At 70.1% G+C, this 25,930-nt stretch carries 25 protein-coding genes; 16 read left to right on the forward strand and 9 right to left on the reverse strand.

What is annotated here, in order from left to right; all coding sequences use genetic code 11:
• Nucleotides 1-9: 9 nt before the first annotated feature.
• Both AB4112_RS08145 and AB4112_RS08150 read right to left on the reverse strand, forming a co-directional pair.
• Nucleotides 10-309 (reverse strand): hypothetical protein, encoded by a 300-nt coding sequence (locus tag AB4112_RS08145; protein ID WP_441718437.1) that lies wholly within the window; start codon nt 307-309, stop codon nt 10-12.
• Nucleotides 310-460: 151 nt separating this feature from the next.
• A complete protein-coding gene (locus AB4112_RS08150; RefSeq protein ID WP_441718440.1) occupies nt 461-811 on the reverse strand; it encodes a hypothetical protein in 351 nt (116 codons plus the stop codon).
• Nucleotides 812-1,381: 570 nt separating this feature from the next.
• Here AB4112_RS08150 and AB4112_RS08155 point away from each other — a divergent pair.
• From AB4112_RS08155 to AB4112_RS08165, 3 genes are all read left to right on the forward strand, one after another.
• Nucleotides 1,382-3,847 carry a calcium-binding protein gene (locus tag AB4112_RS08155; protein WP_441718443.1) on the forward strand — a complete coding sequence of 822 codons (2,466 nt, stop codon included), beginning with the start codon at nt 1,382-1,384 and terminating at the stop codon, nt 3,845-3,847.
• Between the two features lie 223 nt (nt 3,848-4,070).
• Nucleotides 4,071-5,243, forward strand: coding sequence for an isovaleryl-CoA dehydrogenase (locus AB4112_RS08160; protein WP_441718446.1), 1,173 nt, complete (start codon nt 4,071-4,073; stop codon nt 5,241-5,243).
• A gap of 36 nt (nt 5,244-5,279) precedes the next feature.
• Nucleotides 5,280-5,705 (forward strand): hypothetical protein, encoded by a 426-nt coding sequence (locus AB4112_RS08165; protein ID WP_441718449.1) that lies wholly within the window; start codon nt 5,280-5,282, stop codon nt 5,703-5,705.
• A gap of 51 nt (nt 5,706-5,756) precedes the next feature.
• Here the strand turns inward: AB4112_RS08165 and AB4112_RS08170 are convergent, their stop codons facing one another.
• Nucleotides 5,757-6,197, reverse strand: coding sequence for a cupin domain-containing protein (locus AB4112_RS08170; protein WP_441718451.1), 441 nt, complete (start codon nt 6,195-6,197; stop codon nt 5,757-5,759).
• Nucleotides 6,198-6,367: 170 nt separating this feature from the next.
• Here AB4112_RS08170 and AB4112_RS08175 point away from each other — a divergent pair, with 170 nt between their 5' ends.
• The 5 genes from AB4112_RS08175 to AB4112_RS08195 all read left to right on the forward strand — a co-directional run bounded on the left by AB4112_RS08175 (nt 6,368) and on the right by AB4112_RS08195 (nt 11,671).
• Nucleotides 6,368-7,360 carry a BMP family protein gene (locus AB4112_RS08175; protein ID WP_309791458.1) on the forward strand — a complete coding sequence of 331 codons (993 nt, stop codon included), beginning with the start codon at nt 6,368-6,370 and terminating at the stop codon, nt 7,358-7,360.
• The gene (locus tag AB4112_RS08180) at nt 7,360-8,922 is read left to right on the forward strand and encodes an ABC transporter ATP-binding protein (protein ID WP_441718454.1); all 1,563 of its coding nucleotides are present in this window, start codon (nt 7,360-7,362) and stop codon (nt 8,920-8,922) included. The genes AB4112_RS08175 and AB4112_RS08180 overlap by 1 nt, the downstream gene beginning before the upstream one ends.
• Nucleotides 8,912-9,961, forward strand: coding sequence for an ABC transporter permease (locus tag AB4112_RS08185; RefSeq protein WP_441718457.1), 1,050 nt, complete (start codon nt 8,912-8,914; stop codon nt 9,959-9,961). Before AB4112_RS08180 ends, AB4112_RS08185 begins: the two co-directional genes overlap by 11 nt.
• The gene (locus tag AB4112_RS08190; protein ID WP_441718460.1) at nt 9,958-10,902 is read left to right on the forward strand and encodes an ABC transporter permease; all 945 of its coding nucleotides are present in this window, start codon (nt 9,958-9,960) and stop codon (nt 10,900-10,902) included. Before AB4112_RS08185 ends, AB4112_RS08190 begins: the two co-directional genes overlap by 4 nt.
• Nucleotides 10,903-10,969: 67 nt before the next feature.
• Nucleotides 10,970-11,671: a hypothetical protein gene (locus tag AB4112_RS08195; protein WP_441718462.1), complete on the forward strand. Its 702-nt coding sequence runs from the start codon at nt 10,970-10,972 to the stop codon at nt 11,669-11,671.
• A 6-nt stretch (nt 11,672-11,677) separates the two neighbouring features.
• Here the strand turns inward: AB4112_RS08195 and AB4112_RS08200 are convergent, their stop codons facing one another.
• Together AB4112_RS08200 and AB4112_RS08205 are read right to left on the reverse strand one after the other, a co-directional pair.
• Entirely contained in the window at nt 11,678-13,465 is a 1,788-nt protein-coding gene (locus AB4112_RS08200; RefSeq protein ID WP_441718465.1) for an acyl-CoA dehydrogenase, read from the reverse strand.
• Nucleotides 13,462-14,379 carry a dienelactone hydrolase family protein gene (locus AB4112_RS08205; protein ID WP_441718467.1) on the reverse strand — a complete coding sequence of 306 codons (918 nt, stop codon included), beginning with the start codon at nt 14,377-14,379 and terminating at the stop codon, nt 13,462-13,464. The genes AB4112_RS08200 and AB4112_RS08205 overlap by 4 nt, the downstream gene beginning before the upstream one ends.
• 188 nt (nt 14,380-14,567) lie before the next feature.
• Between AB4112_RS08205 and AB4112_RS08210 the strand changes: the two genes are divergently transcribed.
• The 3 genes from AB4112_RS08210 to AB4112_RS08220 all read left to right on the forward strand — a co-directional run bounded on the left by AB4112_RS08210 (nt 14,568) and on the right by AB4112_RS08220 (nt 17,180).
• Nucleotides 14,568-15,785 carry an OpgC family protein gene (locus tag AB4112_RS08210; protein WP_441718470.1) on the forward strand — a complete coding sequence of 406 codons (1,218 nt, stop codon included), beginning with the start codon at nt 14,568-14,570 and terminating at the stop codon, nt 15,783-15,785.
• Between the two features lie 359 nt (nt 15,786-16,144).
• Nucleotides 16,145-16,561: a cupin domain-containing protein gene (locus AB4112_RS08215; protein WP_309791469.1), complete on the forward strand. Its 417-nt coding sequence runs from the start codon at nt 16,145-16,147 to the stop codon at nt 16,559-16,561.
• A gap of 133 nt (nt 16,562-16,694) precedes the next feature.
• Nucleotides 16,695-17,180 carry an RrF2 family transcriptional regulator gene (locus AB4112_RS08220; protein ID WP_309791471.1) on the forward strand — a complete coding sequence of 162 codons (486 nt, stop codon included), beginning with the start codon at nt 16,695-16,697 and terminating at the stop codon, nt 17,178-17,180.
• Nucleotides 17,181-17,345: 165 nt separating this feature from the next.
• Here AB4112_RS08220 and AB4112_RS08225 read toward each other — a convergent pair whose 3' ends face one another.
• Both AB4112_RS08225 and AB4112_RS08230 read right to left on the reverse strand, forming a co-directional pair.
• Nucleotides 17,346-18,758: an FAD-binding oxidoreductase gene (locus tag AB4112_RS08225; protein ID WP_441718474.1), complete on the reverse strand. Its 1,413-nt coding sequence runs from the start codon at nt 18,756-18,758 to the stop codon at nt 17,346-17,348.
• A gap of 11 nt (nt 18,759-18,769) precedes the next feature.
• Complete coding sequence (locus AB4112_RS08230; protein WP_441718477.1) at nt 18,770-19,750, reverse strand: L-threonylcarbamoyladenylate synthase; 981 nt, start codon at nt 19,748-19,750, stop codon at nt 18,770-18,772.
• A 149-nt stretch (nt 19,751-19,899) separates the two neighbouring features.
• Here AB4112_RS08230 and parA point away from each other — a divergent pair, with 149 nt between their 5' ends.
• The 3 genes from parA (at nt 19,900) to AB4112_RS08245 (ending at nt 21,820) form a co-directional block, all read left to right on the forward strand.
• Nucleotides 19,900-20,514, forward strand: coding sequence for a ParA family partition ATPase (gene parA, locus AB4112_RS08235; RefSeq protein WP_309791476.1), 615 nt, complete (start codon nt 19,900-19,902; stop codon nt 20,512-20,514).
• Nucleotides 20,515-20,597: 83 nt separating this feature from the next.
• The gene (gene hisN, locus AB4112_RS08240) at nt 20,598-21,371 is read left to right on the forward strand and encodes a histidinol-phosphatase (RefSeq protein WP_441718480.1); all 774 of its coding nucleotides are present in this window, start codon (nt 20,598-20,600) and stop codon (nt 21,369-21,371) included.
• Nucleotides 21,371-21,820: a nucleoside 2-deoxyribosyltransferase gene (locus AB4112_RS08245; RefSeq protein WP_309791480.1), complete on the forward strand. Its 450-nt coding sequence runs from the start codon at nt 21,371-21,373 to the stop codon at nt 21,818-21,820. The genes hisN and AB4112_RS08245 overlap by 1 nt, the downstream gene beginning before the upstream one ends.
• A 57-nt stretch (nt 21,821-21,877) precedes the next feature.
• On the opposite strand, the gene AB4112_RS08250 is transcribed toward AB4112_RS08245, so the two are convergent.
• Entirely contained in the window at nt 21,878-22,033 is a 156-nt protein-coding gene (locus AB4112_RS08250; RefSeq protein WP_441718483.1) for a hypothetical protein, read from the reverse strand.
• A 101-nt stretch (nt 22,034-22,134) separates the two neighbouring features.
• Nucleotides 22,135-22,665 carry a SixA phosphatase family protein gene (locus tag AB4112_RS08255; RefSeq protein ID WP_441718486.1) on the reverse strand — a complete coding sequence of 177 codons (531 nt, stop codon included), beginning with the start codon at nt 22,663-22,665 and terminating at the stop codon, nt 22,135-22,137.
• Between the two features lie 80 nt (nt 22,666-22,745).
• Between AB4112_RS08255 and AB4112_RS08260 the strand changes: the two genes are divergently transcribed.
• Together AB4112_RS08260 and AB4112_RS08265 are read left to right on the forward strand one after the other, a co-directional pair.
• Nucleotides 22,746-24,266: a helicase HerA-like domain-containing protein gene (locus AB4112_RS08260; protein ID WP_441718489.1), complete on the forward strand. Its 1,521-nt coding sequence runs from the start codon at nt 22,746-22,748 to the stop codon at nt 24,264-24,266.
• A gap of 129 nt (nt 24,267-24,395) precedes the next feature.
• Complete coding sequence (locus AB4112_RS08265) at nt 24,396-25,808, forward strand: adenylate/guanylate cyclase domain-containing protein (protein ID WP_441718492.1); 1,413 nt, start codon at nt 24,396-24,398, stop codon at nt 25,806-25,808.
• Nucleotides 25,809-25,930 lie beyond the last annotated feature (122 nt).

Here is a 25,930-nt window from a genome sequence, read left to right on the forward strand (position 1 = left end):
GCATCCGCCTCAGGCGGTGCCGACGGTGCCGGCGATGCTGGCGTTCTTGGTCTCGCGCGCGGCCTTGATCACGTTGGAGGCGATGTTGACCGCCGGGATCGTGAGATTCTGACCGCCGGGCACGCCCTTGGTTAGGTGCTCGACGAGCTGCTTGACCTTCTCCTCGCTCACCGTCTCGACGCCCGGCAGCAGCGCCACCAGCGCCGCCAGTCCGACGACCTGGCCGAAGCGCAGATCGCTCGCGACCGCGAGCTTCTTCAGCGCGTCGCGCAGTTCGGCTTCGCCAATGCCCGTGGTCTCCATGGTCAACACGCCTCCATCAATCGGATCTGGGCCGACTGCACGATTGCAGTGCATAACCCGTCATGAATACTCAGGGTTGTAAGGGGCCATCATCGCTTCTGTCCAGCCGTTCCCGCAAGGTCAATGCGATGCGGCCCCCCAACACGGGCCCTGTTGCTCAGGGCAGGGCGATCGTCACCTCGCCGCGCTTGCCGGCCTCGACCTCGACCGGCTGCTCCGCCTTGCGGCCGTCGAGCTCGACCTGGACCAAGTAGCCGCCGGCCGGCAGGATGAAGCTGGCCTCGGCGTCGAAGCTGTAGCCGAACTCCTTGCGGTTGCCCTGGATGTCCGCCTGGGCCGAGACGATCTTCCAGCTCAGGCCCTTCTCCGCCGGGGTGCCACCAGCCGTGGCCTGCAGCACCACCTCCGGCTGCACCGTGGCGCCCGACCCGACCTCGACCGGCAGGCCGACCTCGGTCTGGCCGACCTCGAGCGACAGCAGGTACTTGCCCGCCGGCACGGTGAACACCGGCCGCGATGACCGCCTTCGCCATGATGCGCATAGTACTGCCCTCTCGGCGTCCATCCCCGGACCAGACGATAGCATGGCTTTTCGGGCGTGACTTGCCCGGCCGCAAGACCATGCCAAGAGCAGAGACCGCCGCGCGCTGGCGACGACTGACTGTTGATCCGTTGGACAGTATTGCTTTCGGTCGGCCGGCCGTAGCCGCTGCGCGCCAGGGTTGTGTTTGATACGTTCCGGATTCGGGCGCTGGGGCGATGGCCCCGGCGCGTGCGGTTCGACCCTGGCGGGATCCAGAGCGGCTTTGCGTATCAAACGGTCGCTTTCGATTGGAATTTGGAAATTAATTTATATTCGTAAGTTAATAAAATAACTGCAGGTGTGAAAATAAAGAACTCAACCTGCAGATAGAACTTATATGGAATCAAACTCATCTATCTATTTCGTCATTGAAAAGTAAAAAACGAGAATTTCTATGGACAGCCCTATCGTTTTTTGCCTGAATGCCGGCTGGCTGGCCCTGTGGGCGGCGGCCGGGCTGTCAGCTTGGCAAGGGTTTCTTGGAGGAGGAATTAGATGGGTCTTCTTGACGGCCTGCTCGGAGACGGCGGACTGCTCGGCGGATTGCTTGGCAACGACGGTCTCCTCGGCGGCCTGCTCGGCAGCGACGGCCTACTCGGCGGTCTGCTCGGTGGCGATGGAGCGCTCGGGGATCTCCTGAGCGAGGATCTTCTCAGCGGCGTGATCGGAACCGTGAAGGGCGTTCTGGGCGCGCTTGACGGCGTTCTCGGCAGCGGCGAGGGCGAAGGCCTGCTCGGCGGCGTGTTCGGTCTGGTCGACGGCCTGCTCAACGGCCTGCTCGGCGGGGCCCTCGGCACCGGGCTGACCGACGGCCTGCTCGGCTCGGTCGAGGATCTGCTGCACAACATTCTCGGCGGCGACCTGCTGGGCGGCGTGCTCGGCGGCGTGCTCGAGACCGTCAACGGCCTGCTCGGCGGCCTGCTCGGTGGCGGCCTGCTCGGCGGCGCCGCGGCTGACGGCGCCCTCGGCGGCGCGCTCGACACCGCGCACGGCCTGCTGGACGGCATTCTCGGCGGCAGCGACCTGCTTGGTGGTCTGCTGGACGGCGACCTGCTGGGCGGCGTGCTCGACACCGTCGGCGGCCTACTGAACGGCGTGCTCGGTGGCGACCTGCTCGGCGGCGGCCTGCTGGACGGCCTCCTCGGCGGCGATCTGCTCGGCGGCCTGCTGGATACCGTGAGCGGCCTGCTCGGCGGCATCCTCGGCGGCGACCTGCTCGGCGGCATCGGCGGCAGCAACGATCTCCTGGGCGGCGTGCTCGACCTGGTCAGTGGCCTGCTTGGTGGCCTGACCGGCGGCGGCGACCTGCTCGGGGGTCTGCTCGGCGGCGATCTGCTCGGTGGCCTGCTGCAGACGGTCGAAGGCCTGGTCGGCGGCCTGCTCGGTGGTGACCTGCTCGGCGGCGACCTGCTCGGCGGCCTGCTCGGCACGGTCGGCAACCTGCTGAGCGGCCTGCTCGGCGGCGACCTGCTCGGCGGCGTCGGCGGCGGGATCCTGGACGGCAACCTGCTCGGCGGCCTGCTCGGCACGGTCGAGAGCCTGCTCGGCGGCGTGCTCAGCGGCAACCTGTTGGGCGGCGACCTGCTCGGCGGCATCACCGACACGCTGCACGACCTGCTCGGCAACCTGCCGATCGGCGGCGACCTGCTCGGCGGCATCCTCACCACGGTCGAGGGTCTGCTCGGCGGCCTCACCGGCGGCAACCTGCTCGGCGGCGACCTGCTGGGCGGCCTGCTCGGCACGGTCACCGGCCTGCTCGACGGCCTGCTGGGCGGCAATGTGCTGGGCGGCCTCGGCGGCACCGGCGGCCTGGGCAACCTGGGCGGCGTGGTCGAGGGCATCCTCGGCGGCGTGCTGTCGACGGTCGAAGGCGTGGTTGGCGGCCTCCTGGGTCAGGACGGCGTCGGCAGCCTGCTGCACATCAACGACCTGCTGTCCGGCCTGCTCGGCGGCGGCAACACCCTCGAAGCGGCGCTCGACACCATCCTGTCCTCGATCGGGGACGCGCTGGGCGGCATCGACGTCAGCGGCCTGGGCCATGTCGGCCCGCTCAGCGCCGTCACCGGCCTGCTCGGCTCGGTGCTGAACGTGGTCGGCCTGGGCGCCAACAGCCTGGCCAACATCGTCGGCGACGTGGCCGGGTCGAGCGACCACATCAACGGCACCGCGAATGCCGACATCCTGAACGGCTATCTCGGCAACGACCTGATCCATGGCAACAACGGGTCCGATCGCCTCGATGGCGGCACGGGCAACGACACGCTCTATGGTGATGCCGGCAACGACACCATCACGGGCGGCCTGGGCAATGACGTCATCGTCGGCGGTGCCGGCGCGGACATCATGATCGGCGGCAGCGGCAACGACGTCTACTATGCCGACAACAACGGCGACCGGACGCAGGAGCTGGCCAACGGCGGGCTCGACACGGTGGTCGTGGCGAAGAACTGGGTGCTGAGCGATAACGTCGAGAACCTGCTGTTCGTCGCTCATGGCGGCAACAACGGCGTCGGCAATGCCCTGAACAACAGCCTGACGGGCAATGAGCTTGCCAACGGCCTGGCCGGCCTGGCCGGGAACGACATCCTCGATGGCAAGGCCGGGAACGACATCCTCGACGGCGGCGCAGGGACCGATACCCTGACCGGCGGCCTGGGCGCCGACACCTTCCGGTTCCTGTCGATCGGCCAGACCACGGTCGGCGCGGGTCGGGACGTGATCCTCGACTTCACGCACGGCCAGGGCGACAAGATCGACCTGCACTTCATCGACGCCAGCACCAAGGTTGTGGGCGACCAGGCCTTCAACTTCATCGGCGCGGCGAACTTCTCGGGTGTGGCCGGTCAGCTGCACTTCCAGAACGGGATCCTGAGCGGCGACATCAATGGCGACGGCCATGCCGATTTCGAGATCCAGGTGAAGGGCGCGACCGCGCTGGTCGTGACCGACTTCGTGCTCTGATCGGCTTCGGCTGATCGGGGGATCGGCCCCAGGCGCCTGGCCCACGGGCGCCTGGGACTCCGATCCCGTTGCGGGGGACGGGCCGCGCGATGCTTCCACATCGCGCGGCTTTTCTTTTGCCTCAGGGGCTGGGCGATGTCCCGGCATCGCAGGGCTTTTCATTTGTTGCCCGGGCTTTGCTACAGTGCGGCCAAACACGCTGTGACTGGGAGCGACGCCCGCCATGATCCCCAATGCGCCGCAAGGCCTCGACTTCATGCTCGGCGAGACCGCCGACATGCTGCGCGATTCGGTCCGCAGCTTCGCCGACGCCGAGATCGCGCCGCGCGCCGCCGCGATCGACCGCGACAACCAGTTCCCGATGGACCTGTGGCGCAAGATGGGCGACCTCGGCGTCCTCGGTGTGACCGTGGAGGAGGAGTATGGCGGCGCCGGTATGGGCTATCTCGAGCACATGGTGGCGATGGAGGAGATCTCCCGCGCCTCCGCCTCGGTCGGCCTGTCCTACGGCGCCCACTCCAACCTCTGCGTCAACCAGATCAAGCTGAACGGCAGCGACGAGCAGAAGCGCCGCTATCTGCCGAAGCTGATTTCGGGCGACCATGTCGGCGCCCTGGCGATGTCGGAGACGGGGGCCGGTTCCGACGTGGTCGGCATGAAGCTGAAGGCCGAGAAGAAGGGCGACCGCTTCGTCCTCAACGGCACCAAGATGTGGATCACCAACGGCCCGGACGCCGACACGCTGGTGGTCTACGCCAAGACCGACCCGGCGGCCGGGCCGCGCGGCATCACCGCCTTCCTGGTCGAGAAGGGGTTCAAGGGCTTCTCCACCGCCCAGAAGCTCGACAAGCTCGGCATGCGCGGCTCCAACACCTGCGAACTGGTGTTCCAGGATTGCGAGGTGCCGGAGGAGAACGTGCTGGGCCAGGTCGGCGGCGGCGTGCGGGTGCTGATGAGCGGCCTGGACTATGAGCGCACGGTGCTGGCCGCCGGCCCGCTCGGCATCATGCAGGCCTGCCTCGACATCGTCCTGCCCTATGTCCGCGACCGCAAGCAGTTCGGCCGGGCGATCGGCGAATTCCAGCTGATGCAGGGCAAGGTGGCCGACATGTATGTCGCGCTCAACGCCAGCCGCGCCTACGTCTACGCCGTCGGCCAGGCCTGCGACCGCGGCCGGGTCACCCGCCAGGATTCGGCCGGCGCCATCCTCTACGCCGCGGAGAAGGCGACCTGGATGGCGCTGCAGGCGATCCAGGCCCTCGGCGGCAATGGCTACATCAACGAATTCGCCACCGGGCGGCTGCTGCGCGACGCCAAGCTGTACGAGATCGGCGCCGGCACCTCCGAGGTCCGCCGCATGCTGATCGGCCGCGAGGTGATCGGGCTGCGGGGCTGAAGGGTCGGCGGATCGGACATGGGGGAGGGGACGGAGATGCCGTTGAGACTGCGGATGCTGGTCGCGGCCGTGCTGTTGCAGCCGGCGATCTTCGGCGCGGCGCTGGGGCAGACGACGGGGAATGAGGCGGCCGTCGCCAGCAAGGCGGCGGTCAAGGCCCTGATCGGCAACACGCTCGTCTTCGTCACGCCCGGCGATCCCGGCGACAAGGTCGCCCTCTACATCCTGGCGGACGGGACCGGCCGGTTCACCACGGATGGCGGCGACGCCGCAGGCCGGCCGAAATCCATCCACTGGTCGATTCGGGAGGATGGAATGTTCTGCGTGGTCGAAACCGGGGAAACGCGCAAGGACGGGGACTGCGTTGCACTCTCGATCGCCGGCAACACCGTGACCCTGAAGCCGCAGGGCGACCCGGCCATCCTCGGCAAGATCCTGAAGGGCAACGCCCGTAAGCTGTAGCACAGGCCGGGGAACGGCCGGCCCGTCGCCCGGCCGGCCGCTCTTTCCGGTCTATTTGTCGAAGGTGGTCAGCGTCGCGCCGTCGTCGCCGACCGCGATGGCCACCAGCTTCGCCGGCTCCGTGGTGCTGGCGTTCTCGCTGACGCCATGGGCCGAGCCGGGCGGCTCGATCCAGAACTGGCCGGCCTGGAACACCTCGGTCGGGCCGCCATTGACCTGGGACCGGATGGCGCCGGACACGACATAGGCGAACACCGTGGCCGAGGCGGCGTGGTGATGCGCCGGCGAGGCGCCACCCGGCGCGTAGTCGACGGTCAGCGCCGTCAGCGTCTTGCCCGGGATGTTGGCCAGCTTCTGCGCCGTCAGCGGGGTAACGGTCTCGCCACGCGCCGCCGCGGCGACAGCCGTCCAAGCCTGGCCGCCGGCGAAGCCCAGCGCCAGCATTCCGGCCAGGGCCGCGGTGGCGAGGACTCGCTTGGAATTCGAGGTCATGTCGTCTCTCCAGGACGGGCCGGGGCCGCACACCGCGTCCGTGCCCGTTCAGAGACAGAGACGAGACAGCCCGCACGGATGTGACGGTGGTCCCGGCGGCCTGTTGCACCGCCCGCCGGTTTCTGCACACTTGACCGGTTGGTCAGAACGACAAGAAACAGGGGGCATCGATGCTGGGACGAATCGGACGCCGCGCCGTGCTGGGCGTGGCCGCGTTGGCGCTGGGCGCCGCGACGCTGCCGCAGGCCTGGGCGGCGGACAAGCTGGCGGTGGCGGCGGTCTACACCGTGCCGGTGGAACAGCAATGGGTCAGCCGGCTGCACAAGGCGCTGAAGGCGGCCCAGGACCGCGGCGAGATCGACTACGTCTATTCCGAGAACGTGTCGAACACCGACTATGAGCGCGTGATGCGCGAATACGCCGAGGGCGGCAAGAAGCTGATCATCGGCGAGGCCTTCGGGGTCGAGCGCGGGGCCCGCGCCGTGGCCAAGGACTATCCCGACACCGCCTTCCTGATGGGCTCCAGCCTGCCGCCGGCCGAACCGAACTTCTCGGTGTTCGACAACTACATCCAGGACGCCTCGTACCTCACCGGCATGGTCGCCGGGCTGAAGACCAAGTCGAACAGGATCGGCATGGTCGGCGGCTACCCGATCCCCGAGGTCAACCGCCTGATGCACGCCTTCATGGACGGCGTGCTGGCGGTCAACCCGCAGGCGAAGTTCTCGATCACCTTCATCGGCTCCTGGTACGACCCGCCCAAGGCCAAGGAGGCGGCCTTCGCCATGGTCGATGCCGGCGCCGACGTGCTTTACGCCGAACGCTACGGCGTCTCCGACGCGGCGAAGGAGCGCAAGGTGCTGGCCATCGGCAACGTCATCGACACCCAGGCCGAATACCCCGGCACCGTGGTGGCCAGCGCGCTGTGGCAGATGGAGCCGACCATCGACCGCGCCCTCAAGGCGGTGGCCGGCGGCAGCTGGAAGGCCGAGGATTACGGCCCCTACAGCAGCATGAAGGCCGGCGGCGCCTCACTCGCCGCGCTGGATCCCAAGCTGGTCGACCAGGCCATCATCGACAAGGTCCTGGCCCGGCAGAAGGAGATCGAAAGCGGCGCCTTCACGGTCAAGGTCGACGACAGCGAGCCGAAGCCGACGCTGTGATGATCACCCCGGAGGCCGCGCAGGCCGCGCCGGCCCTGCGCCTGCGCGGCATCACCCGGCGCTTCGGCGCGCTGGTCGCCAATGACGGCATCGATCTCGACCTCGCCCGGGGCGAGGTGCTGGCGCTGCTCGGCGAGAACGGCGCCGGCAAGACCACGCTGATGAACATCCTGTTCGGCCATTACGTCGCCGATGCGGGAACGGTCGAGGTGGCGGGGCCGGGCGGCGGCCTGGTCCCGCTGCGCCCGGGCTCGCCCCAGGCGGCGCTGGCCGCCGGCATCGGCATGGTGCACCAGCACTTCACCCTGGCCGACAATCTCAGCGTCTTCGACAACATCGTGCTGGGGTCGGAATCGCTGTGGCGCCCGGCCCAGCGCCGCGCGAGTGCGCGGGCGAAGCTGGCGGCGCTGATCGAAAGCTCCGGCCTGGCCGTGCCGCTCGATGCCTCCGTCGCGTCGCTGTCGGTCGGCGAGCGCCAGCGGGTCGAGATCCTGAAGGCGCTGTACCGCGACGCCCGCATCCTGATCCTGGATGAACCGACCGCGGTGCTGACGCCGCAGGAGGCCGAAGGGCTGTTCGCCACACTGCGCCGGCTGGCGGAACAGGGCCTCGCCATCGTCTTCATCTCGCACAAGCTGGCCGAGGTGCTGGCGATCAGCCGGCGGGTGGTGGTGCTGCGCGGCGGCCGGGTGGTGGCGGAGATCGCGACCGCCGGCGTCGACCGCGCCGCCCTGGCCGAGGCCATGGTCGGCCGCCCGGTGCCGGTGACCCAGAAGCGGCCGGCGGCGCCTGGAAGCCCCGTGCTGGCGCTGGACGGCATCCGCCTGCGCGGACCCGACGGCCGGCTGCGGCTCGAGGATGTCTCGCTGCAACTGCGCGGCGGCGAGGTGCTGGGCATCGCCGGGGTCTCGGGCAATGGCCAGGCGGCGCTGGCCGGGTTGGTCTCCGGCCTGGCGATGCCCGAATCGGGCCGCATCGTGCTGTTCGGCGGCGCGGCCCCGGTCGGCGTCTCCGCCGCCATGGTCGCGGCCGGCGTCGGCCGCATCCCGGAGGACCGCCACCATGATGGCGTGGTCGGCGACATGGCGGTGTGGGAGAATTTCGCGCTGGAGGATTACCGCCGGCCCGATTCCCAGCGCTGGGGCCTGCTGCGCCGCGGCGCGCTGCGCGCCCGCGCCCGCTGGCTGATCGGGTCCTACGGCGTGAAGTGCCAGGGGCCGGAGGCGCGGACGCGGTTGCTGTCCGGCGGCAACATCCAGAAGCTGATCCTCGGCCGGGTGCTGGACCGGTCGCCCGGGTTGGTGCTGGCCTGTCAGCCGACCCGCGGCCTCGATGTCGGCGCGGTGGCCGAGATCCACGCCCGGCTGCTGGCGGCCCGCGACCGCGGCGCCGGGGTGCTGCTGATCTCTGAGGATCTCGACGAGATCTTCGCCCTGTCCGACCGTGTCGCCGTGCTGTATCGCGGCCGCCTGACCCCGCCCTGTCCGGCCGAGGGCCTCACCATCCGCGCGCTCGGCCTGATGATGGCCGGGCAGGAGCCGGAGTTCGCTCATGCGTCTTGAGCCGCGCGAGCGGGCCTCATCCTTGCTGGTGCTTGGCGTCTCGGTCGGCGCCGCAATCCTGGCGCTGCTGCTCTGCGCCATCCCGCTGCTCTGGGCCGGGGCGCCGGTGCTCGACGCCTACCGGGTGATGGCCGAAGGGGCGTTCGGCTCGCGCTTCGCCGTGGCCGAGACCCTGTCGCGGGCCACGCCGCTGATCCTGACCGGCCTGGCCGCCACCGTCGCCTTCCGCGCCAAGCTGTGGAACATCGGTGCCGAGGGCCAGCTCTATCTCGGCGCGCTGGCGGCGGCGGCGCTGGGCTCCGGCGCGCTCGACCTGCCCGGCTGGGCGCTGCTGCCGCTGGTGCTGGCCGCGGGCGCGGTGGCGGGCGGCCTGTGGATGCTGGGGCCGACCCTGCTCAAGACCCGGTTCGGCGTCGACGAGGTGGTGACCACGCTGCTGCTGAACTTCGTGGTGCTGCTGTTCGTGTCGATGATGCTGGAAGGCCCGATGAAGGACCCGATGGGCATGGGCTGGCCGCAATCGGCGCCGCTGCTCGACGCCGCCGCCCTGCCCAAGCTGATCCCGCGCACCCGCATCCATGCCGGGCTGGTGATCGCCGTCGCCGCGGCCGTGCTGGTCTGGCTGATGACCACGCGCACCGTCTGGGGCTTCGAGATGCGCGCCACCGGCGCCAACCCGGCCGCGGCGCGCTTTGCCGGCATGCCGGTCGGCCGGGTGATGCTGCGCGTCGGGCTGATCTCCGGCGCCCTGGCCGGCCTGGCCGGGGTGGGGGAGGTGGCGGGGCTGAAGGGCTACCTGACCCTCGACCTGTCGCCCGGCTACGGCTATGCCGGCATCGTCGTCGCCATGCTGGCGCAGCTGCATGCGCTGGGCGTGTTGCTGGCAGCGCTGTTCGTGGCCGCGGTGTTCGTCGGCGCCGACAGCATGAGCCGGGCGATCGGCGTCTCCAGCTACATCGCCAACCTGATCGTCGCCACCTCGCTGCTGACCGTGCTGCTGTCCAGCACCATCCTGCGCTACCGGGTGCGCTGGCGATGAGTGCTGTGCTCGACATCCTGCTGGCCGCCAGCTTCTGGGCCGCGGCGCTGCGCATCGCCACGCCGCTGATCTTCGGCACGCTGGGCGAGCTGATCTGCGAGCGCGCCGGGGTGCTGAACCTCGGCATCGAGGGCATCTTCACCGCCGGGGCCATGGCCGGCTGGATGTGGGTGTACCAGGGCGGCGACCTGTGGACCGGGGTGATCTTCGCGGCCGGGGTGGGCGCTGCCTTCGGCCTGTTGCACGCGCTGCTGACCGTGCCGCTCGGCCTGTCGCAGCACGTCACCGGCATCGGTGTCACCCTCTTGGCCAGCAGCCTGTCCTATTTCACCTACCGCATGGTGCTGCCGAATGCCTCGACCCCGCCGCGGATCGAGCCGTTCCAGCCGGTCGCGGTGCCCTTCCTGTCCGACCTGCCCTGGATCGGGCCGGTCCTGTTCCAGCAGACGCCGCTGACTTATCTCGCGCTGGCCGCCGTCGCCGCCACCGCCTGGGTGCTGTACCGCACGCCGTTGGGCCTGGCGCTGCGGGCGGTGGGCGAGAACCCGGCGGCGGCCGAATCCCAGGGGGTCGACGTGGTCGCGGTCCGCCTCGGCGCGGTCATGGCCGGGTCGGCGCTGATGGCGGTGGGCGGCGCCTTCCTGACCATGTCGGCCTTCAACGCCTTCTTCTTCGAGATGGTGGCCGGGCGCGGCTGGGTTTGCATCGCGCTGGTGGTGTTCGCCTCCTGGCGGCCGGGCAAGGCGCTGCTCGGCGCCGTGCTGTTCGGCGCCTTCGACGCCTTCCAGGTGCGGCTGCAGCAGCTGGCCGGCGGGGTGGTGCCGTACCAGGTCTTCCTGATGCTGCCCTATCTCCTCAGCATCCTGGCGCTGATCGCGATGTCGCGCCGCGCCGCGGTGCCCAAGGCCTTGATGGTGCCCTATCGCAAGGGTGAGCGTTAGACTGCGGTCCGGACCCGTGCTAGGGAAGGCGCGGATTGCGAGCCGGTCGCAAAGTGGGAGTGTGGGAATGAGCGAACCTCTGCGCCTCTATGTCGGATACGATTCGCGCGAGGACATCGCCTGGCAGGTCTGCCGCTATTCGGTGCTGCAGCACGCGTCCAAGCCGGTCGAGGTGACGCCGCTGAAGCTGCCGGAGCTGCGGGCCCGGGGCATCTACACCCGGCCGGTCGACACGCTGGGCTCCACCGAATTCACCTTCAGCCGCTTCCTGGTGCCGGCCCTGGCCGGGTTCGAGGGCTGGGCGGTGTTCTGCGACTGCGACTTCCTGTGGTTCGGCGACATCGCCGACCTGTTCGCCCAGGCCGACGACCGCTATGCGGTGATGGTGGTGCAGCACGACTACCAGCCGAAGGAAGCGGTGAAGATGGACGGCAAGGCCCAGGCCGCCTATCCCCGCAAGAACTGGTCCAGCCTGATGCTGTTCAACTGCGGCCACCCCTCGAACAAGACCCTGACGCCGGAGGTGGTGAACCGCGAGACCGGCGCCTTCCTGCACCGCTTCCAGTGGCTGTCCGACGACCAGATCGGCTCGCTCGACACCGGCTGGAACTGGCTTGAGGGCTGGTACCCCAAGCCGGCGCAGGGCACGCCGCAGGCGGTGCACTACACCCGCGGCGGCCCGTGGTTCGAGAACTACCAGGATGTCGACTACGCCCAGGAGTGGCGCGATACCGCCGAAGAGGTGAAGCGGCTGGGGATCAAGGCCTGAGGGCCGTCAATCCTCCTCCGCCCCGGTCACGCTGCGCCAGCCTTCGGTGATCGGCAGCAGCAGGCCGGCGGCCTGGGGCAGGTATTGTTCGGCGAAGAAACGGGCATGGGTCAGCTTGGCGGCGCGGAAGGCCGGATCCCCCTCCTTGCTCCCGTTGGCGTCGTGCATCACCGTCAGCGCCGCCCGCGCCATCAGCCAGCCGCCGGCCACCAGCCCGAACATGCGGAGGTAATGGACCGCGCTGGCCGCCACCGCCGCCGGATCCTCCGGCGCGGTCTCGACGACCCAATCGGTCGCCGCCATCAGCGCCGCCAGGCTTTCGATCAGCCGGTCGCGGATCGCCGCCGCCGCGGAGTGGTGGGCGCCGGCCAGCTCGGCCTGGGTCCGCGCCATCTCGTCGAACAGCACCCGGGCGGCGACGCCGCCGTCGCGCGCCACCTTGCGGAACACCAGGTCGTTGGCCTGGATGCCGTTGGTGCCCTCGTAGATCGGCGTGATCCGGGCGTCGCGCAGGTGCTGGGCGGCGCCGGTCTCCTCGATATAGCCCATGCCGCCATGGACCTGGATTCCGGTCGAGGCGACCTCGCAGCCGGTGTCGGTGCACCAGCCCTTCACGACCGGGGTCAGCAGGTCGACCCGCGCCTGCGCCTTCGCTCGCTCGATCGGGTCGGGATGGCCGCGGGCGAGGTCCAGCGCGGCGCCGGCGGCATAGGCCAGGGCCCGCATCGCCTCGGTCTGGCTGCGCATCGACAGCAGCATGCGGCGGACATCGGGGTGGGCGGCGATGGGGGCCGGAGCATCGAGCCCGATCGGCTTGCCCTGGACCCGGGTGGCGGCATAGGCCTCGGCGGCCTGGGTGGCGCGCTCGGCGATCGCCACGCCCTGCAGCCCGACGGTCAGCCGGGCGTTGTTCATCATCGTGAACATGTATTCGATGCCGCGGTTCTCCTGCCCGATCAGGAAGCCGGTGGCGCCGCCGCCGTCGCCATAGGCCATGACGCAGGTCGGGCTGGCATGGATGCCCAGCTTGTGCTCGAGGCTGACGCAGCGCAAATCGTTGCGGGCGCCGGGGTTGCCGTCGGCATCGGGCAGCAGCTTCGGCACCAGGAACAGGCTGATGCCCTTGATCCCGGCCGGCGCCTGCGGGGTGCGGGCCAGCACGAGATGGACGATGTTCTCGGCCATGTCGTGGTCGCCATAGGTGATGAAGATCTTCTGGCCGGTGATGCGCCAGGTGCCGTCCGCCTGCTTCTCCGCGCGGGTCCGCACCGCGCCGACGTCGGAGCCGGCCTGCGGCTCAGTCAGGTTCATGGTGCCGGTCCACACGCCGGAGACCAGCTTGGGCAGGTAGGTCTTCTTCTGCTCGTCCGAACCATGGGCCTGCAGCGCCTCGACCGCGCCCTGGTTCAGGACCGGGCACAGGCCGAAGGCCATGCTGGCCGACTGCCACATCTCCGACACCGCCATCGCCACCGCCCAGGGCAGCTCCTGCCCGCCCCATTCCGCTTCGAAGGGCAGGGCGTTCCAGCCGCCGTCGCGGTACCGGGCATAGGCGTCGCGGAAGCCGGGGGCGGTGCGCACCACCCCGTTCTCCAGCGTGGCGCCGGCGCGGTCGCCGCCGGCGTTCAGGGGCGCGATGACCTCGCCGGCCAGCCGCCCGGCCTCGTCCAGCACCGCCTCGACCAGCTCCGCCGTGGTCTCCCCCTTGCCGGGCAGGGCGGCGATGCGGTCCAGCCCGACCAGGTGCCGCAGCACGAAGCGCATGTCGGCCAGCGGCGCGGCATAGGCGGTCATCGGACGATTCCTTGGCTTCCGTTTTGGTTGGGATTTCCGTTTACGTAAACGGGAGATTTCCCCGAAGCGGCGACGGAATCAAGTCCCAGTCGCCGGTCGAGGAAGCCCAGCGTCCGCCGCTCGGCGTCGTCGACCGGGGTCCAGCTCGGGCTCAGGGCCGGCGGATCGGCGATCGGCGTGGTGCGGTCCAGCAGCGCCGTGGTCGGGGCGGTGAAGTCGAAATTGTGCTGCTGGCCGGGATAGACGATCAGGCTGACCGCAGCACCCTTCGACAGCCAGGCGCCGAACAGCGTGCCGCAGGCGGCGGCCGGCGTCACCGTGTCGGCCGACCCCATCAGCACCAAGAGCGGCGTGTCGCCGACCGGCTGGGTGTTGGTCATGTACTGGTCGCAGCGCGGGTACAGCGCGATCGCCGCGGCGAAATGCGGGGCGGTCTTGGCGATCAGGGACTGGCGCATCGTCGCGGTGGCGGCGACGGCGGTGGTCGCACCTTGAGACCAGCCGAGAACGGCGATCTCCTTCGGATTGATTTCCTTGCGGGTCTGCAGATATTCCAGCGCCCCGACCGCGTCCTTGACCCGCAGCTCGACCGGGACGGTCGACAGCCCGACCGAGATGATCTCGCGGTAGCCGCGCGGGGTGTAGCTGTCGACCAGGAACATGGCGTAGCCGCTGGCGGTCAGCCGGGTCGCCCAGCGGTCATGCGCCGGGGCGTAGCCGCCCGACCCGTGCAGCCCGACCACGGCCGGGAAGGGGCCGGCGCCCTGGGGCAGGAACAGGCGTCCGGTGATGACCTCGCCGGACAGGCTCTTGAACATGACGGTTTCGGCCGGCGCGACGCCCTGGGCCTGGGCGGCGGGGATCCGGACGACCGAGGCCGTCAGCAGCAGGATGGCGATGCAGAGACGAAACACGGTCGATCCAACCCTCCAGGCGGGAGTGTTCCACGAATTCGCTGTCCCCGGGAGCAACGAATCCATTCCCCCGGGAAATGACGAATTTTCCGGGGATTTGCGGCATTCATTTCCCAGGGAACCTCGCCTGCGATGAAGCGTTCCCTCAATGCATCGTCATGTCGCGCGATGCAGGCCGGAGTGGTGAAATGACCGCACAGAAGCCGGTGCGGGACGTTCGGATCGATTTCTTCCGTGGTCTCGCGCTGATCATCATCTTCATCAACCATACGCCGGGAAATATCGTCGGATATTTCACGCCGCGGATGTATGGATTGAGCGATGCGGCGGAGATCTTCATCTTCCTCGCCGGCCTGTCCTCGGCCGTGGCCTTCGGCCGCAGCTTCGGCCGGGCCGGATTCCTGGCCGGGCTGGGCCGGGTGGCCCTGCGCGTGTGGCAACTCTACCGCGCCCATATCGGCCTGTTCATCCTGATCTGCGGCATCATCGTCACCGCCGACCGCATCTTCGTCACGCCGAACTACGTCTCTCAGCTCGGCCTCGACCGGTTCTTCCAGGATCCGGGCGGGTCACTGGTCGCCCTGCTGTCGCTGCACTACGTGCCGCATTATTTCGACATCCTGCCGCTCTACATCCTGCTGCTGACGGCGGTGCCGGTGATGGTGCTGCTGGCGCGGATCTCGCCGGTGCTGGTGGTGCTGGCCTCGGCCCTGCTCTATGTCGGCGCGGTGGTCGAGCGCTGGAACCTGGTGGCCGACACCACCGAGGGCCGCGGCTGGTTCTTCAACCCATTCGCCTGGCAGGTGCTGTTCGTCGCCGGCTACGGCTACGGCGCCGGCTGGTTCGAGGTGCCGCAGGCGACGCGGGCGCGCATCACCGCGGCGCTGGTCTACATGGTGTTCTGCGCCGTGTTGGCGCTGTCGCTGGTGCGGCTGGACGGCGGCCTGTTCGCCGGCATGCGCGACATCCTGGAGCCGATGGCGCGGAAGACCGATGTCGGCCCGCTGCGCCTGCTGCACTTCTTCGCCCTGGCCTATCTCGTGGTGTCGCTGCTGCGCGCCGCGCCGGACCTGATCACGCCGCGGCGGGCCGAGCCGGTGGCGCTGATGGGGCGGCATTCGCTGTCGGTGTTCCTGCTCGGCATGGCCCTGTCCTTCGTCGGCGGCATCGTGTTCGACCAGGCCGGCACCGGGATCCTGCCGCATCTCGCGGTCAATCTCGGCGGCATCGGCCTGCTGTGGGCCTGGGCCCGCGGCGCCGCCTGGTTCAACGGCCAGCCCTGGAAGCGTGGCCGCGACCTGCCGGCCCGGCCGGTCCCGGCCACTCGGATGCGGCCCGCCCGCACCGCCCCGATGCCGGCCCCGGCCATGGCCCGGCTGCGCCTGGCGCCGCGGCGGGGGTTGTAGGCTGCGGCGGAGCTGTCCTTGTGCCGTCGCCGGCCTGAACCTGGCTTTCCATGTCATTGCCCGGCTTGACCGGGCAATCCAGGGGCCACGAAGAGCGCTCTCGCCGCCCCTGGATGCCACGGTCAAGCCGTGGCATGACGAGTGAGGGGGGCGACGTCGCTCCGGATTCTGCTGCCGCCCGTCCGCTCCGGCCGTCCCCTGACCCCGAACATAGCGGACCGCCGACAAGGCGCTTTACGCCGCCGCCAATTAAGGATACTTAAGATCCTTAAGGATTCTTCATATCCTTAATGACTTTGGCCGACGGCCCCCGTTCGCCCGGGCCCTGCCGGCCCTGCGTGCCACCCGGGAGATCGAGAATGTTCACCAGAATCCTCTGCGGCCTCGCTTTCGCAGGCCTCCTCGTCACCGTGGCCTCGGCCGATGGCTGGGCGGCCGAGAAGGCCAAGGTGTCGGTGGTGTTCGACCGCGCGCTGCCGAACGTGCCGGGCAAGAGCATGAAGGGCGTGCTGGTCGAGTACCAGCCGGGGGGCGCGTCGCCCGGGCACACCCATGCCCACTCCGCCTTCATCTACGCCACGGTGCTGCAGGGGGCGATCCGCAGCAGCGTCAACGGCGCGCCGGAGAAGGTCTATCACGCCGGCGAGAATTTCTACGAAGAGCCGGGCGCGCATCACGGCGTCAGCGCCAATGCCAGCGCGACCGAGCCGGCGAGCCTGCTGGCCGTGTTCGTGGTCGACACCGACGAGACGGTGCTGACCACCGACGACAAGTAGGGCAGGCGGCCACGTCCCGGGCCCGGATCGTGGTTCCGTTGATCGCTGCGGGGAATTGCATCACCATCGGCCGCGCGACCGCACCGGGCTCATCCGACGCATCGGTCGGACCGGATAAGGCAGGACCCAGCGCATGCAGTTGAAAAGCCAGGTCGAGTGGGCGCTGCACTGCTGCGCCATACTCTCAGGGCTCCCGGCCGGCCGGTACCTGGCGACCAAGGTCCTCGCGGAATTCCACGGCGTGCCGAAGGAATACCTGTCCAAGGCGCTGCAGGGCCTGTCTCAGGCCAAGATCGTCGAAAGCACCCTGGGTCCAGCCGGGGGCTACCGCCTGGCCAGGGGGCCGGACCGGATCAGCTTCCTCGACATCGTCGAGGCGGTGGAGGGCAAAAGCTCCACCTTCGTCTGCAGCGAGATCCGGAAGAACAACCCCTGCCGGCCCACGGGACATTGCGAGACCAAGGCCTGCTCCATCGCCCGGGTGATGTGGCAGGCGGACCAGGCCTGGCGGAATTCGCTGAAAGGCGTGCTGCTGTCCGATCTGGGCAAGATGCTCGAGACGGACATCCCGGCCGATCTCTACCGGAAAAGCTTCGAATGGGTGCTGGCGCGGGCCTGATGGCCGGCCAGGTGCTGCGGCGCAGGCTTACACCGGGGGTGCAAAGCCACCCCCTTCATTGTCATTGCCCGGCTTGACCGGGCAATCCAGGGGCCACGAAGAGCCGCTCTGGCCGCCCCTGGATGCCACGGTCAAGCCGTGGCATGACAAGCAAAGGCGGTATGCTCAGGCCCGGACCACCTTGCCCGGGTTCATGATCCCGGCCGGATCGATCGCCTGCTTGATCCGGCGCATCAGCTCGATCTCGATCGCCGGCTTGCGCTCCGCGACCTCGTCGCGCTTCAGCAGGCCGACGCCGTGCTCGGCGCTGATCGACCCACCCATCGCGGCGACGATGTCGTGCACCCGGTGGTTGATCTCCGCCCAGCGCCCCATGAAGGCGGCACGGTCGGCGCCCTCAGGCTGGTTCAGGTTGAAATGGATGTTGCCGTCGCCGAGATGGCCGAACGGCACCACCCGCGCACCGGGAATCGCGGCCTCGACCGCCGCCGTGGCCCGCTCCAGGAACGCCGGCACCCGCGCCACCGGCACCGCGATGTCGTGCTTGATCGACCCGCCCTCGTGGCGCTGGCCCTCGACGATYGCTTCGCGCAGGTGCCAGAAGGTGCGGCGCTGGGCCTCGCTGGCGGCGATGACGGCGTCGTCCACCAGACCGGCCTCCAGGGCGTGGGCCAGGATCGATTCCAGCTGCTGCGCCAGCGGCGCGTCGGCCGCGGTGGAGGACAGCTCCAGCAGCACGTACCAGGGGTGGGGTTCGGCCAGCGGGTCGATGACGCCGGGCACGTGGCGCAGGGCGAAGTCGATCGCCAGGCGCGGCATCAGCTCGACCCCGGTCACCGCGCCGCCGGCCTCGGCCCGGGCGCGGCCGAACAGGGCCACGGCCGCCGCCGGGTCGGGCACCGCCACCAGCGCCGCAGCCACGCTGCGCGGGCGCGGAAACAGCTTCAGCACCGCCGCGGTGATGACGCCCAGCGTGCCCTCGGCGCCGATGAAGATCTGCTTCAAATCATAGCCGGTGTTGTCCTTGCGCAGGGCCCGCAGCCCATCCCAGACCCGGCCGTCGGGCAGCACCACTTCCAGCCCCAGCACCAGGTTGCGCATGCTGCCGTAGCGCAGCACCGCGGTGCCGCCGGCGTTGGTCGACAGGTTGCCGCCGATGCGGCAGCTGCCCTCGGCGCCCAGGCTCAGCGGGAACAGCCGGTCGGCCGCCTCCGCCGCCGCCTGGACCTGGGCCAGGACCACCCCGGCCTCGACCGTGATGTGGTCGCCCTCGGCGTCCAGCTCGCGGATCGCGGTCAGCCGGTCGGTGGCCAGGATGATCTGGCCGGCCTCGGCCACGGCGCCGCCGACCATCCCGGTGTTGCCACCCTGCGGCACGATGCCGATGCCGCGGCCGGCGCACAGCTTGACCACCGCCGCGACCTCGGCGGTCGACCCCGGCCGCACCACGACCCCGGCAGTGCCGCGGTAGTTGCCGCGCCATTCCTGCAGATAGGGTTCCAGGTCAGCAGCATCGCGCAGCACGGCCTGGGGGCCGATGAGGGCGATCAGCTGGTCGATCAGCGCGGCATCGTTCATGGTCCGGTTCCCTACGGGCGGGGTGCCGCGGCGCGGCGCAGGCGGTCGTTGATCGCGGCGCCCAGGCCGGTCTCGGGGATCGGCACCACCGCGATGGTGCCGGCGCCGGTCTTGTCCAGTGCCCGCAGCATGGCGAACAGGTTTGCCGCCGCTTCGGCCAGGTTGCCCTTGTCGCTCAGGTTCATCACTTTCGGGCCGCTGCGCAGGTCGGGGCCGAAGGTCAGCAGCACTTCGCCCGGGCCGATTGCGCCGGCGTTCAGCCGCACCTGCGCCCGCGGGGCGTAGTGGCTGGCCAGCTGGCCGGGCGAGGCCGGGCGGTCCGGATCCTTCTCCGGCACCGCGATCGGGCCCAGCAGGGCGGTCAGCTCCTCCACCGTCACCCCGCCGGGGCGCAGCAGCACCGGCTGGTCGCCGGTCAGGTCCAGCACGGTCGATTCCAGCCCGACGGCGCAGCGGCCGCCGGCCACCACCATCGCCACCCGGCCGGACAGCCCGTCCAGGACATGCTGCGGCGTGGTCGGGCTGACCGCGCCCGAGACATTGGCGCTGGGCGCCGCCACCGGGCGGCCGACCGCGGCCAGCAGCTTGCGCGCCGCCGGATGCGCCGGCACCCGGATGGCCAGGCTGTCCAGCCCGGCCGAGGCCAGCAGCGACACGCGCGCGTCCGCGCGCCGCGGCAGCACCAGGGTCAGCGGCCCCGGCCACAGCGTCTCGGCCACGCGCCGGGCGCGGGCGTCGAACAGCACCAGGTCCTCGGCCTGCTCGGCCTCGGCCAGGTGGCTGATCAGCGGGTTGAAGCTGGGCCGCCGCTTGGCCTCGAAGATCGCGGCCACGGCGCGGTCGTCGGTGGCGTCGCCGCCCAGGCCGTAGACGGTTTCGGTCGGGAAGGCCACCAGCCGGCCCTCGCGCAGCAGCGCGGCGGCGCGCGCGATGCCGCTGGGGCCGTCATCGACGATCTCGGTCCGGATCGGGTCGGTCTCGGGGGTGCTCATGCGTCGTTCTATAGCCCGATCCGGCGCCGGGGTGCCATGCGCAGACAGTGAATCGGACATCCCCGACGCAGGGCCGAAGGCCTGCGGTGATATCATGTTGCACTGCAACAAAAGTCGCGCGACAGTGCTTCCACAGCAGGAGAACAAGAATGGCCGGTCGAACCATCACCGTGGCGCAGCAGAAGGGCGGGGCCGGCAAGACCACGCTGGTCGCCCATCTCGCCGTCGCCTTCGTCCGGTCCGGCCTCACGGTCGCGGTGATCGACATCGACCCGCAGGCCAGCCTCAGCCGCTGGGTCGAGGCGCGCGGCGCCAACCCCGGCTTCAGCCACCAGCACATCACCGGCTGGCGCGTGCCGGCCGAGGTCGACAAGGCCCGCGCCAGCCACGACGTGGTGCTGATCGACAGCCCGCCGCACGCCTCCTCCGACGCCCGCATCGCGGTGCGCGCGGCGCAGCTGCTGCTGGTGCCGGTCCAGCCCAGCCCGATGGATCTGTGGGCGACCCAGCCGACCCTGGCCCTGGCGGCGGCGGAGAAGGTGCCGGCCCTGATCGTGCTGAACCGGGTGCCGGCGCGGTCCAGCATGGCGGATGCGCTGGAGGTCGAGATCGCCAAGCTCGGGATTCCGGTGCTGGCCGAGCGCATCGGCAACCGCACCGGCTTCGCCGCGGCGATGCTGACCGGCCGCACTTTGGTCGAGACCGCGCCCAGCACCAAGGGGGCGGACGAGATCCTGGCCCTGGCGCACGCGCTCAGGGGCTGACGTCCGGTCAAGGCTTGCCCCATCCGTCGTTTCCAGCGAGGCTGCGGCCCTCCCGCCCGCCCGTCGCTGAACGAGTCCGTCCGATGACCGCCGATCCCTTCGTCGCCTTCGCCGAAAGCCTCGCCGACGCCGCGCGCCCGGTGGCGATGCGCTGGTTCCGCACCGGCATCGCGGTCGAGGACAAGGCCGACGCCTCGCCGGTGACCCTGGCCGACCGCGCGGTCGAGCGCCAGCTGCGCCAGATGATCGGCGAGCGCTATCCCGAGCACGGCATCCTGGGCGAGGAGCAGGGCGGCGAGGGCATCGACCGCGACCTGGTCTGGGTGCTGGACCCGATCGACGGCACCCGCGCCTTCATCGCCGGGGTGCCGATGTTCGGCAGCCTGATCGCCCTGGTCCGGAACGGAACCCCGGTGGTCGGGGTGATCGAGATGCCGGCGCTGGGCGAACGCTTTACCGGCCATGCCGGCCACCCGACCCTGGCCGACGGGAAGGTGTGCCACACCCGCGACTGCGGCGGGCTGGACCACGCCATCCTGTCCGCCACCTCGCCGGAGATGTTCTCGGGCGCCAGCGCCGAGGCCTTCGGCCGGCTGGCCAGGGCGGTGAAGCACCGCCGCTACGGCCTCGACTGCTACGCCTTCGCCCTGGTGGCGCTGGGCTGCATCGACCTGGTGATGGAGCGCGACCTGCAGCCCTATGACTACATGGCGCTGGTGCCGGTGATCGAGGGCGCCGGCGGGGTCATCACCGACTGGCAGGGCAAGCCGCTGGGGCTCAATTCGACCGGCGAGGTGCTGGCCGCCGCCACCCCGGCGCTGCACCGCGCCGCCCTTGCCGTGATCGGAGCCGCCTGATGCCGCGCCTGTATTTCGCCGCGCCGCTGTTCTCGGCGGCCGAGCTGGTGTTCAACGCCGTGCTGGTCGAGCGCATCGAGGCGCTGGGCTTCGACGTGTTCCTGCCGCAGCGCGATGGGGTCGAGAGCCGCCGCGAGCCCTGGGCCTCGATGACGCCGGAAGACCGCCGCCGCGTCCTGTTCGACACCGACCGCGACCAAGTCTTCGCCTGCGACGTGCTGCTGTATGTGCTCGACGGACGGGTGCCGGACGAGGGTGCCGCGATCGAGCTCGGCATGGCCTATGCCCATCGTCAGCTGACCAAGCCGGGGCGCCGCCTGGTCGGGCTGCACACCGATTCGCGGGCCGCCTTCCTCGGCGCCCGGCTGAACCCGATGCTGGCGGGCGCGCTCGACGTCGTGTTCGAGGATGCCGACGCGCTGTTGGGATATCTCGCCGGCATCCGCTGAAGGCTGGTCCCCGGCCGGGCCGCCGCTCTCCGCGCGGCGGCCCGGCCGCGCGGACGCTCAGCGATAGTAGCCATACGGGACAGGATGGGCATAGACCACGGCCGGCCGGGCGTAGTAGGCGGGCCGCACGGGATAGACGACACAGCCGGCCAGGGAAGCGGCCGCGGCCAGGGCGGCGGCGAGCTTGAGCAGACGTGCAGGCGTGGGCGACATCACGAGGGTTCTCCGGTTGCGGTCCACACCCGATCGGGGGTGCATGGACTTCACGCCGGATAACGTCGTGTCCGTCGAAAAGATCCATTCCTTACAAGGAGTTAATCGTCCTCCGGAACGGCGCCGACCGTCTTCGGCGTCTCGAAGGCCACCAGCCGGCCGCTGCCGCCGGCCTCGGCCCAGCGATCGATCGGCAGCTCGATCACCGCCAGCCCCGCGGTCGGCACCTTGCCCGCCAGCCGGGCCAGCGCCGCCGCTTCGCCCTTGGTCGTCAGCCGGCGCGCCAGCTGCTCGGTGTCGGGGTTGTGGCCGACCACCATCACCACCGCCGCGGCGTCCGGCGCCTGGCGCAGCCGGGCCAGCACCCCGGCGCCGCCGACCAGGTAGAGGCCGCGGTCGAACGCCGTCTCCGGCGCGATGCCCCAGGCCTCCAGCGCCAAAGTCAGGGTCTGCCGGGCGCGGGTGGCGGTCGAGCACAGCACGAGGTCGGGCACCGGGCCATGCGCCTTCAGCCATTCGCCCATCTTCGGCGCCGCCTCGCGGCCGCGCGCCGCCAGCGGCCGGTCGTGGTCGGCCAGCTCGGGGTCGTCCCAGTCGGATTTCGCATGCCGCAGCAGGATCAGGGTCTTCATTGTGCCTCCCAGCCGTCATACCCTGCGCGACGGGCGGACCATCGTCCAGACATGTCGGCCGCATGGCCGTGGGAGACAGGATGAGCGACCAGACCGGGCTGTATTTCGCCAAGGGCCAGCGCGAGCACCAGCTGCTGCTCGGCCTCGGCAACCGGCACGGGCTGATCGCCGGCGCCACCGGCACCGGCAAGACCGTGTCGCTCAAGGTGCTGGCCGAAGGCTTCAGCCGCGCCGGCGTGCCGGTCTTCGTCGCCGATGTGAAGGGCGACATCGCCGGCATCTGCCAGCCCGGCACGGCCAATCCGAAGCTGGCCGAACGGGCCGCGGCGCTCGGCCTCAGCGACCTCGCCTTCCAGGGCTTCCCGACCGTGTTCTGGGACCTCTACGGCAAGCAGGGCTACCCGATCCGCGCCACGGTGGCGGAGATGGGGCCGCTCTTGCTGTCGCGCCTGCTGCAGCTGAACGACACCCAGGAGGGTGTGCTCAACATCGCCTTCAAGGCGGCGGACGAGAACGGGCTGCTGCTGCTCGACCTCAAGGACCTGCAGGCGCTGCTGGCTTATGTCGCCGAGAACGCGTCGACCTTCACCGGCACCTACGGCAACGTCTCCAAGGCCTCGGTCGGCAGCATCCAGCGCCAGCTGCTGGTGCTGGAGCAGCAGGGGGCGGAGGCGTTCTTCGGCGAGCCCGCGCTCGACCTGATGGACCTGATCCGCACCGGGTCGGACGGGCGCGGCGTGGTCAACGTGCTGGCGGCCGAGACCCTGATCCAGGCGCCGCGGCTCTACGCCACCTTCCTGCTGTGGCTGCTGTCCGAGCTGTTCGAGCGCCTGCCCGAGGTCGGCGATCCCGACAAGCCGAAGCTGGTGTTCTTCTTCGACGAGGCGCACCTGCTGTTCGACGACGCGCCCAAGCCGCTGGTCGAGAAGGTCGAGCAGGTGGTGCGGCTGATCCGCTCCAAGGGCGTCGGCGTCTACTTCGTCACCCAGAACCCGATCGACGTGCCGGACAAGGTGCTGGCCCAGCTGGGCAACCGCGCCCAGCACGCGCTGCGCGCCTTCACCCCGCGCGACCAGAAGGCGCTGAAGGCCAGCGCCGACACCTTCCGCACCGAAGGCAAGCTCGACGTCGTCAAGGCGCTGCAGGAGCTGGCGGTGGGCGAGGCGCTGGTCTCGTTCCTCGACGGCAAGGGCATCCCCGAGGTGGTCGAGCGGGCGCTGGTCTGCCCGCCGGTGTCGCGCATCGGCCCGATCACCGATGCCGAGCGCCGCACGGCGATCGCGGCCGGCGGGTTGGACCTCAAATACGCCACCGCCATCGACCGCGAGTCGGCCTATGAGAAGCTGACGGCGCGGGCGGCCGAGACCCAGCAGCAGGCCACGACCGCCGCCGAGGCCAAGGCCCAGGCGAAGGCCGGGCCCAGCATGGTGGAATCGATCTTCAAGGACGTGGTGCGCAGCGCCGGCAGCTCGGTCGGCACCCAGCTCGGTCGCAGCCTGGGGCGCAGCGTCGGCGGCACCGCCGGCGGCACCTTCGGCAGCTCGATCGGCCGCGCTTTGGTGCGCGGCGTGCTCGGCTCGCTGTTCGGCGGACGGCGGTAGGGACCTTTCAGGACTCCTAAACATCGTCATTGCGAGCGCAGCGAAGCAATCCATGCCAGGCGGCACCATGGATTGCTTCGTCGGCTTCGCCTCCTCGCAATGACGATTGAGGAGAGGTATGCTCCGGCCATGCACGACAACGACGCCCTGTTCGACGCCCTGCGCCGCTCGGCCGACGCCGGCGTGGTCGACGCCATCGAGGACCTCGTCCGCAACGGCCGCGACGAGGAGCTCGCGCGCCTCAACGCCCTGGGCCTCGCCACTGCCTGCGGCCTGGATGAGGAGAAGGTGATCGCGGCCCTGCTGCACGCGTCGCGGCTGGGCCTGTTCGAGATGTCCTGGAACATCCTGTGCCCCAGCTGCGGCGGCGTGCTCGGCGCCAACGCCACGCTGAAGAGCGTGCGGCAGCAGGATTATCATTGCGCGTTCTGCGCGCTGGACAGCGAGCCGACGCTCGACGACACGGTCGAGGTCAGCTTCACCGTCAGCCCCCGCATCCGCAGCATCGGTGCCCACGACCCCGACAGCCTCGGCTTCTGGGACTACCACCGGCAGGTGTTCTACGGGTCCGGCCTGGCCTTCCCCGAGCCGGGCATGTTCGACGCGCTCAGCCGCAAGGCCCTGCTGGAGGCCGTCGAGCTGAAGGCCGGCGAACGCATGATCCTGGCCCTGCAGCTTCCGGCCGAGACCGTCATCATCTTCGACCCGGTGACCCACACGGCGCATCTGGTCGAGAGCGCGGGCGAGCCGACGGCGGACCGTCGCGAGATCACGATGATCTTCACCAGCGCCCGTGCCGAAGTCGGCCGCACCACCCTGGCCCCGGGGCCGCTCCGCCTCCTCTTGGACAACCGCACCGAGCGCCGGGCCCTGGTCGGCGTCTATGTCGCGGGCCCGGAGATGTGCAGCCTGATCGGCGGCCGCCGCCCGTTCCTGACCGCCAAGCGGCTGCTGACCAACCAGACCTTCCGCGACCTCTACCGCACCGAGACGCTCGACGTCGAACAGCGGCTCAAGATCATGAGCCTGACCTTCCTGTTCACCGATCTGAAGGGGTCGACCGACCTGTACGAGCGGGTCGGCGACCTCGTCGCCTACGACCTGGTGCGCTCCCACTTCCAGGTCCTGCACGAGATCGTGGCGTCCGAAGCCGGCGCCGTGGTCAAGACCATCGGCGATGCCGTGATGGCGACCTTCCCGGAGCCGCGCCGCGCCGTCTCGGCCGCGCTGCGCATGCGCGACTCGATGCGCCAGCTCAACGCGCGGCGGGGGGCGGAGGAGCTGATCCTGAAGATCGGCATCCATGAGGGGCCGTGCCTCGCGGTGAACCTCAACGATCGCCAGGACTATTTCGGCCAGACCGTCAACATCGCGTCGCGGGTGCAGGCGCTGGCCACCGAGGACAGCATCTTCGCCACCCAGGCGATCGTCCGGGACGCGGATTCGGCCCGGCTGCTGTCCGCGCGCGGGGTGGACGCCACGCTGCAGGCCCTGACCCTCCGCGGCGTCGGCGACCGCGTGCCGGTGTTCGCGATGACCTGACGGGGGCGGTTGCGTCCGGATGGCGTCGCCTTTCCGCCCCCTCATCGTCATTGCGAGCGCAGCGAAGCAATCCATGCCAGGCGGCGCCATGGATTGCTTCGTCGGCTTCGCCTCCTCGCAAT

The organism is Inquilinus sp. 2KB_23, assembly GCF_052115705.1.
In the GTDB taxonomy this organism is placed as follows: Bacteria; Pseudomonadota; Alphaproteobacteria; order DSM-16000; family Inquilinaceae; genus Inquilinus; species Inquilinus ginsengisoli_A.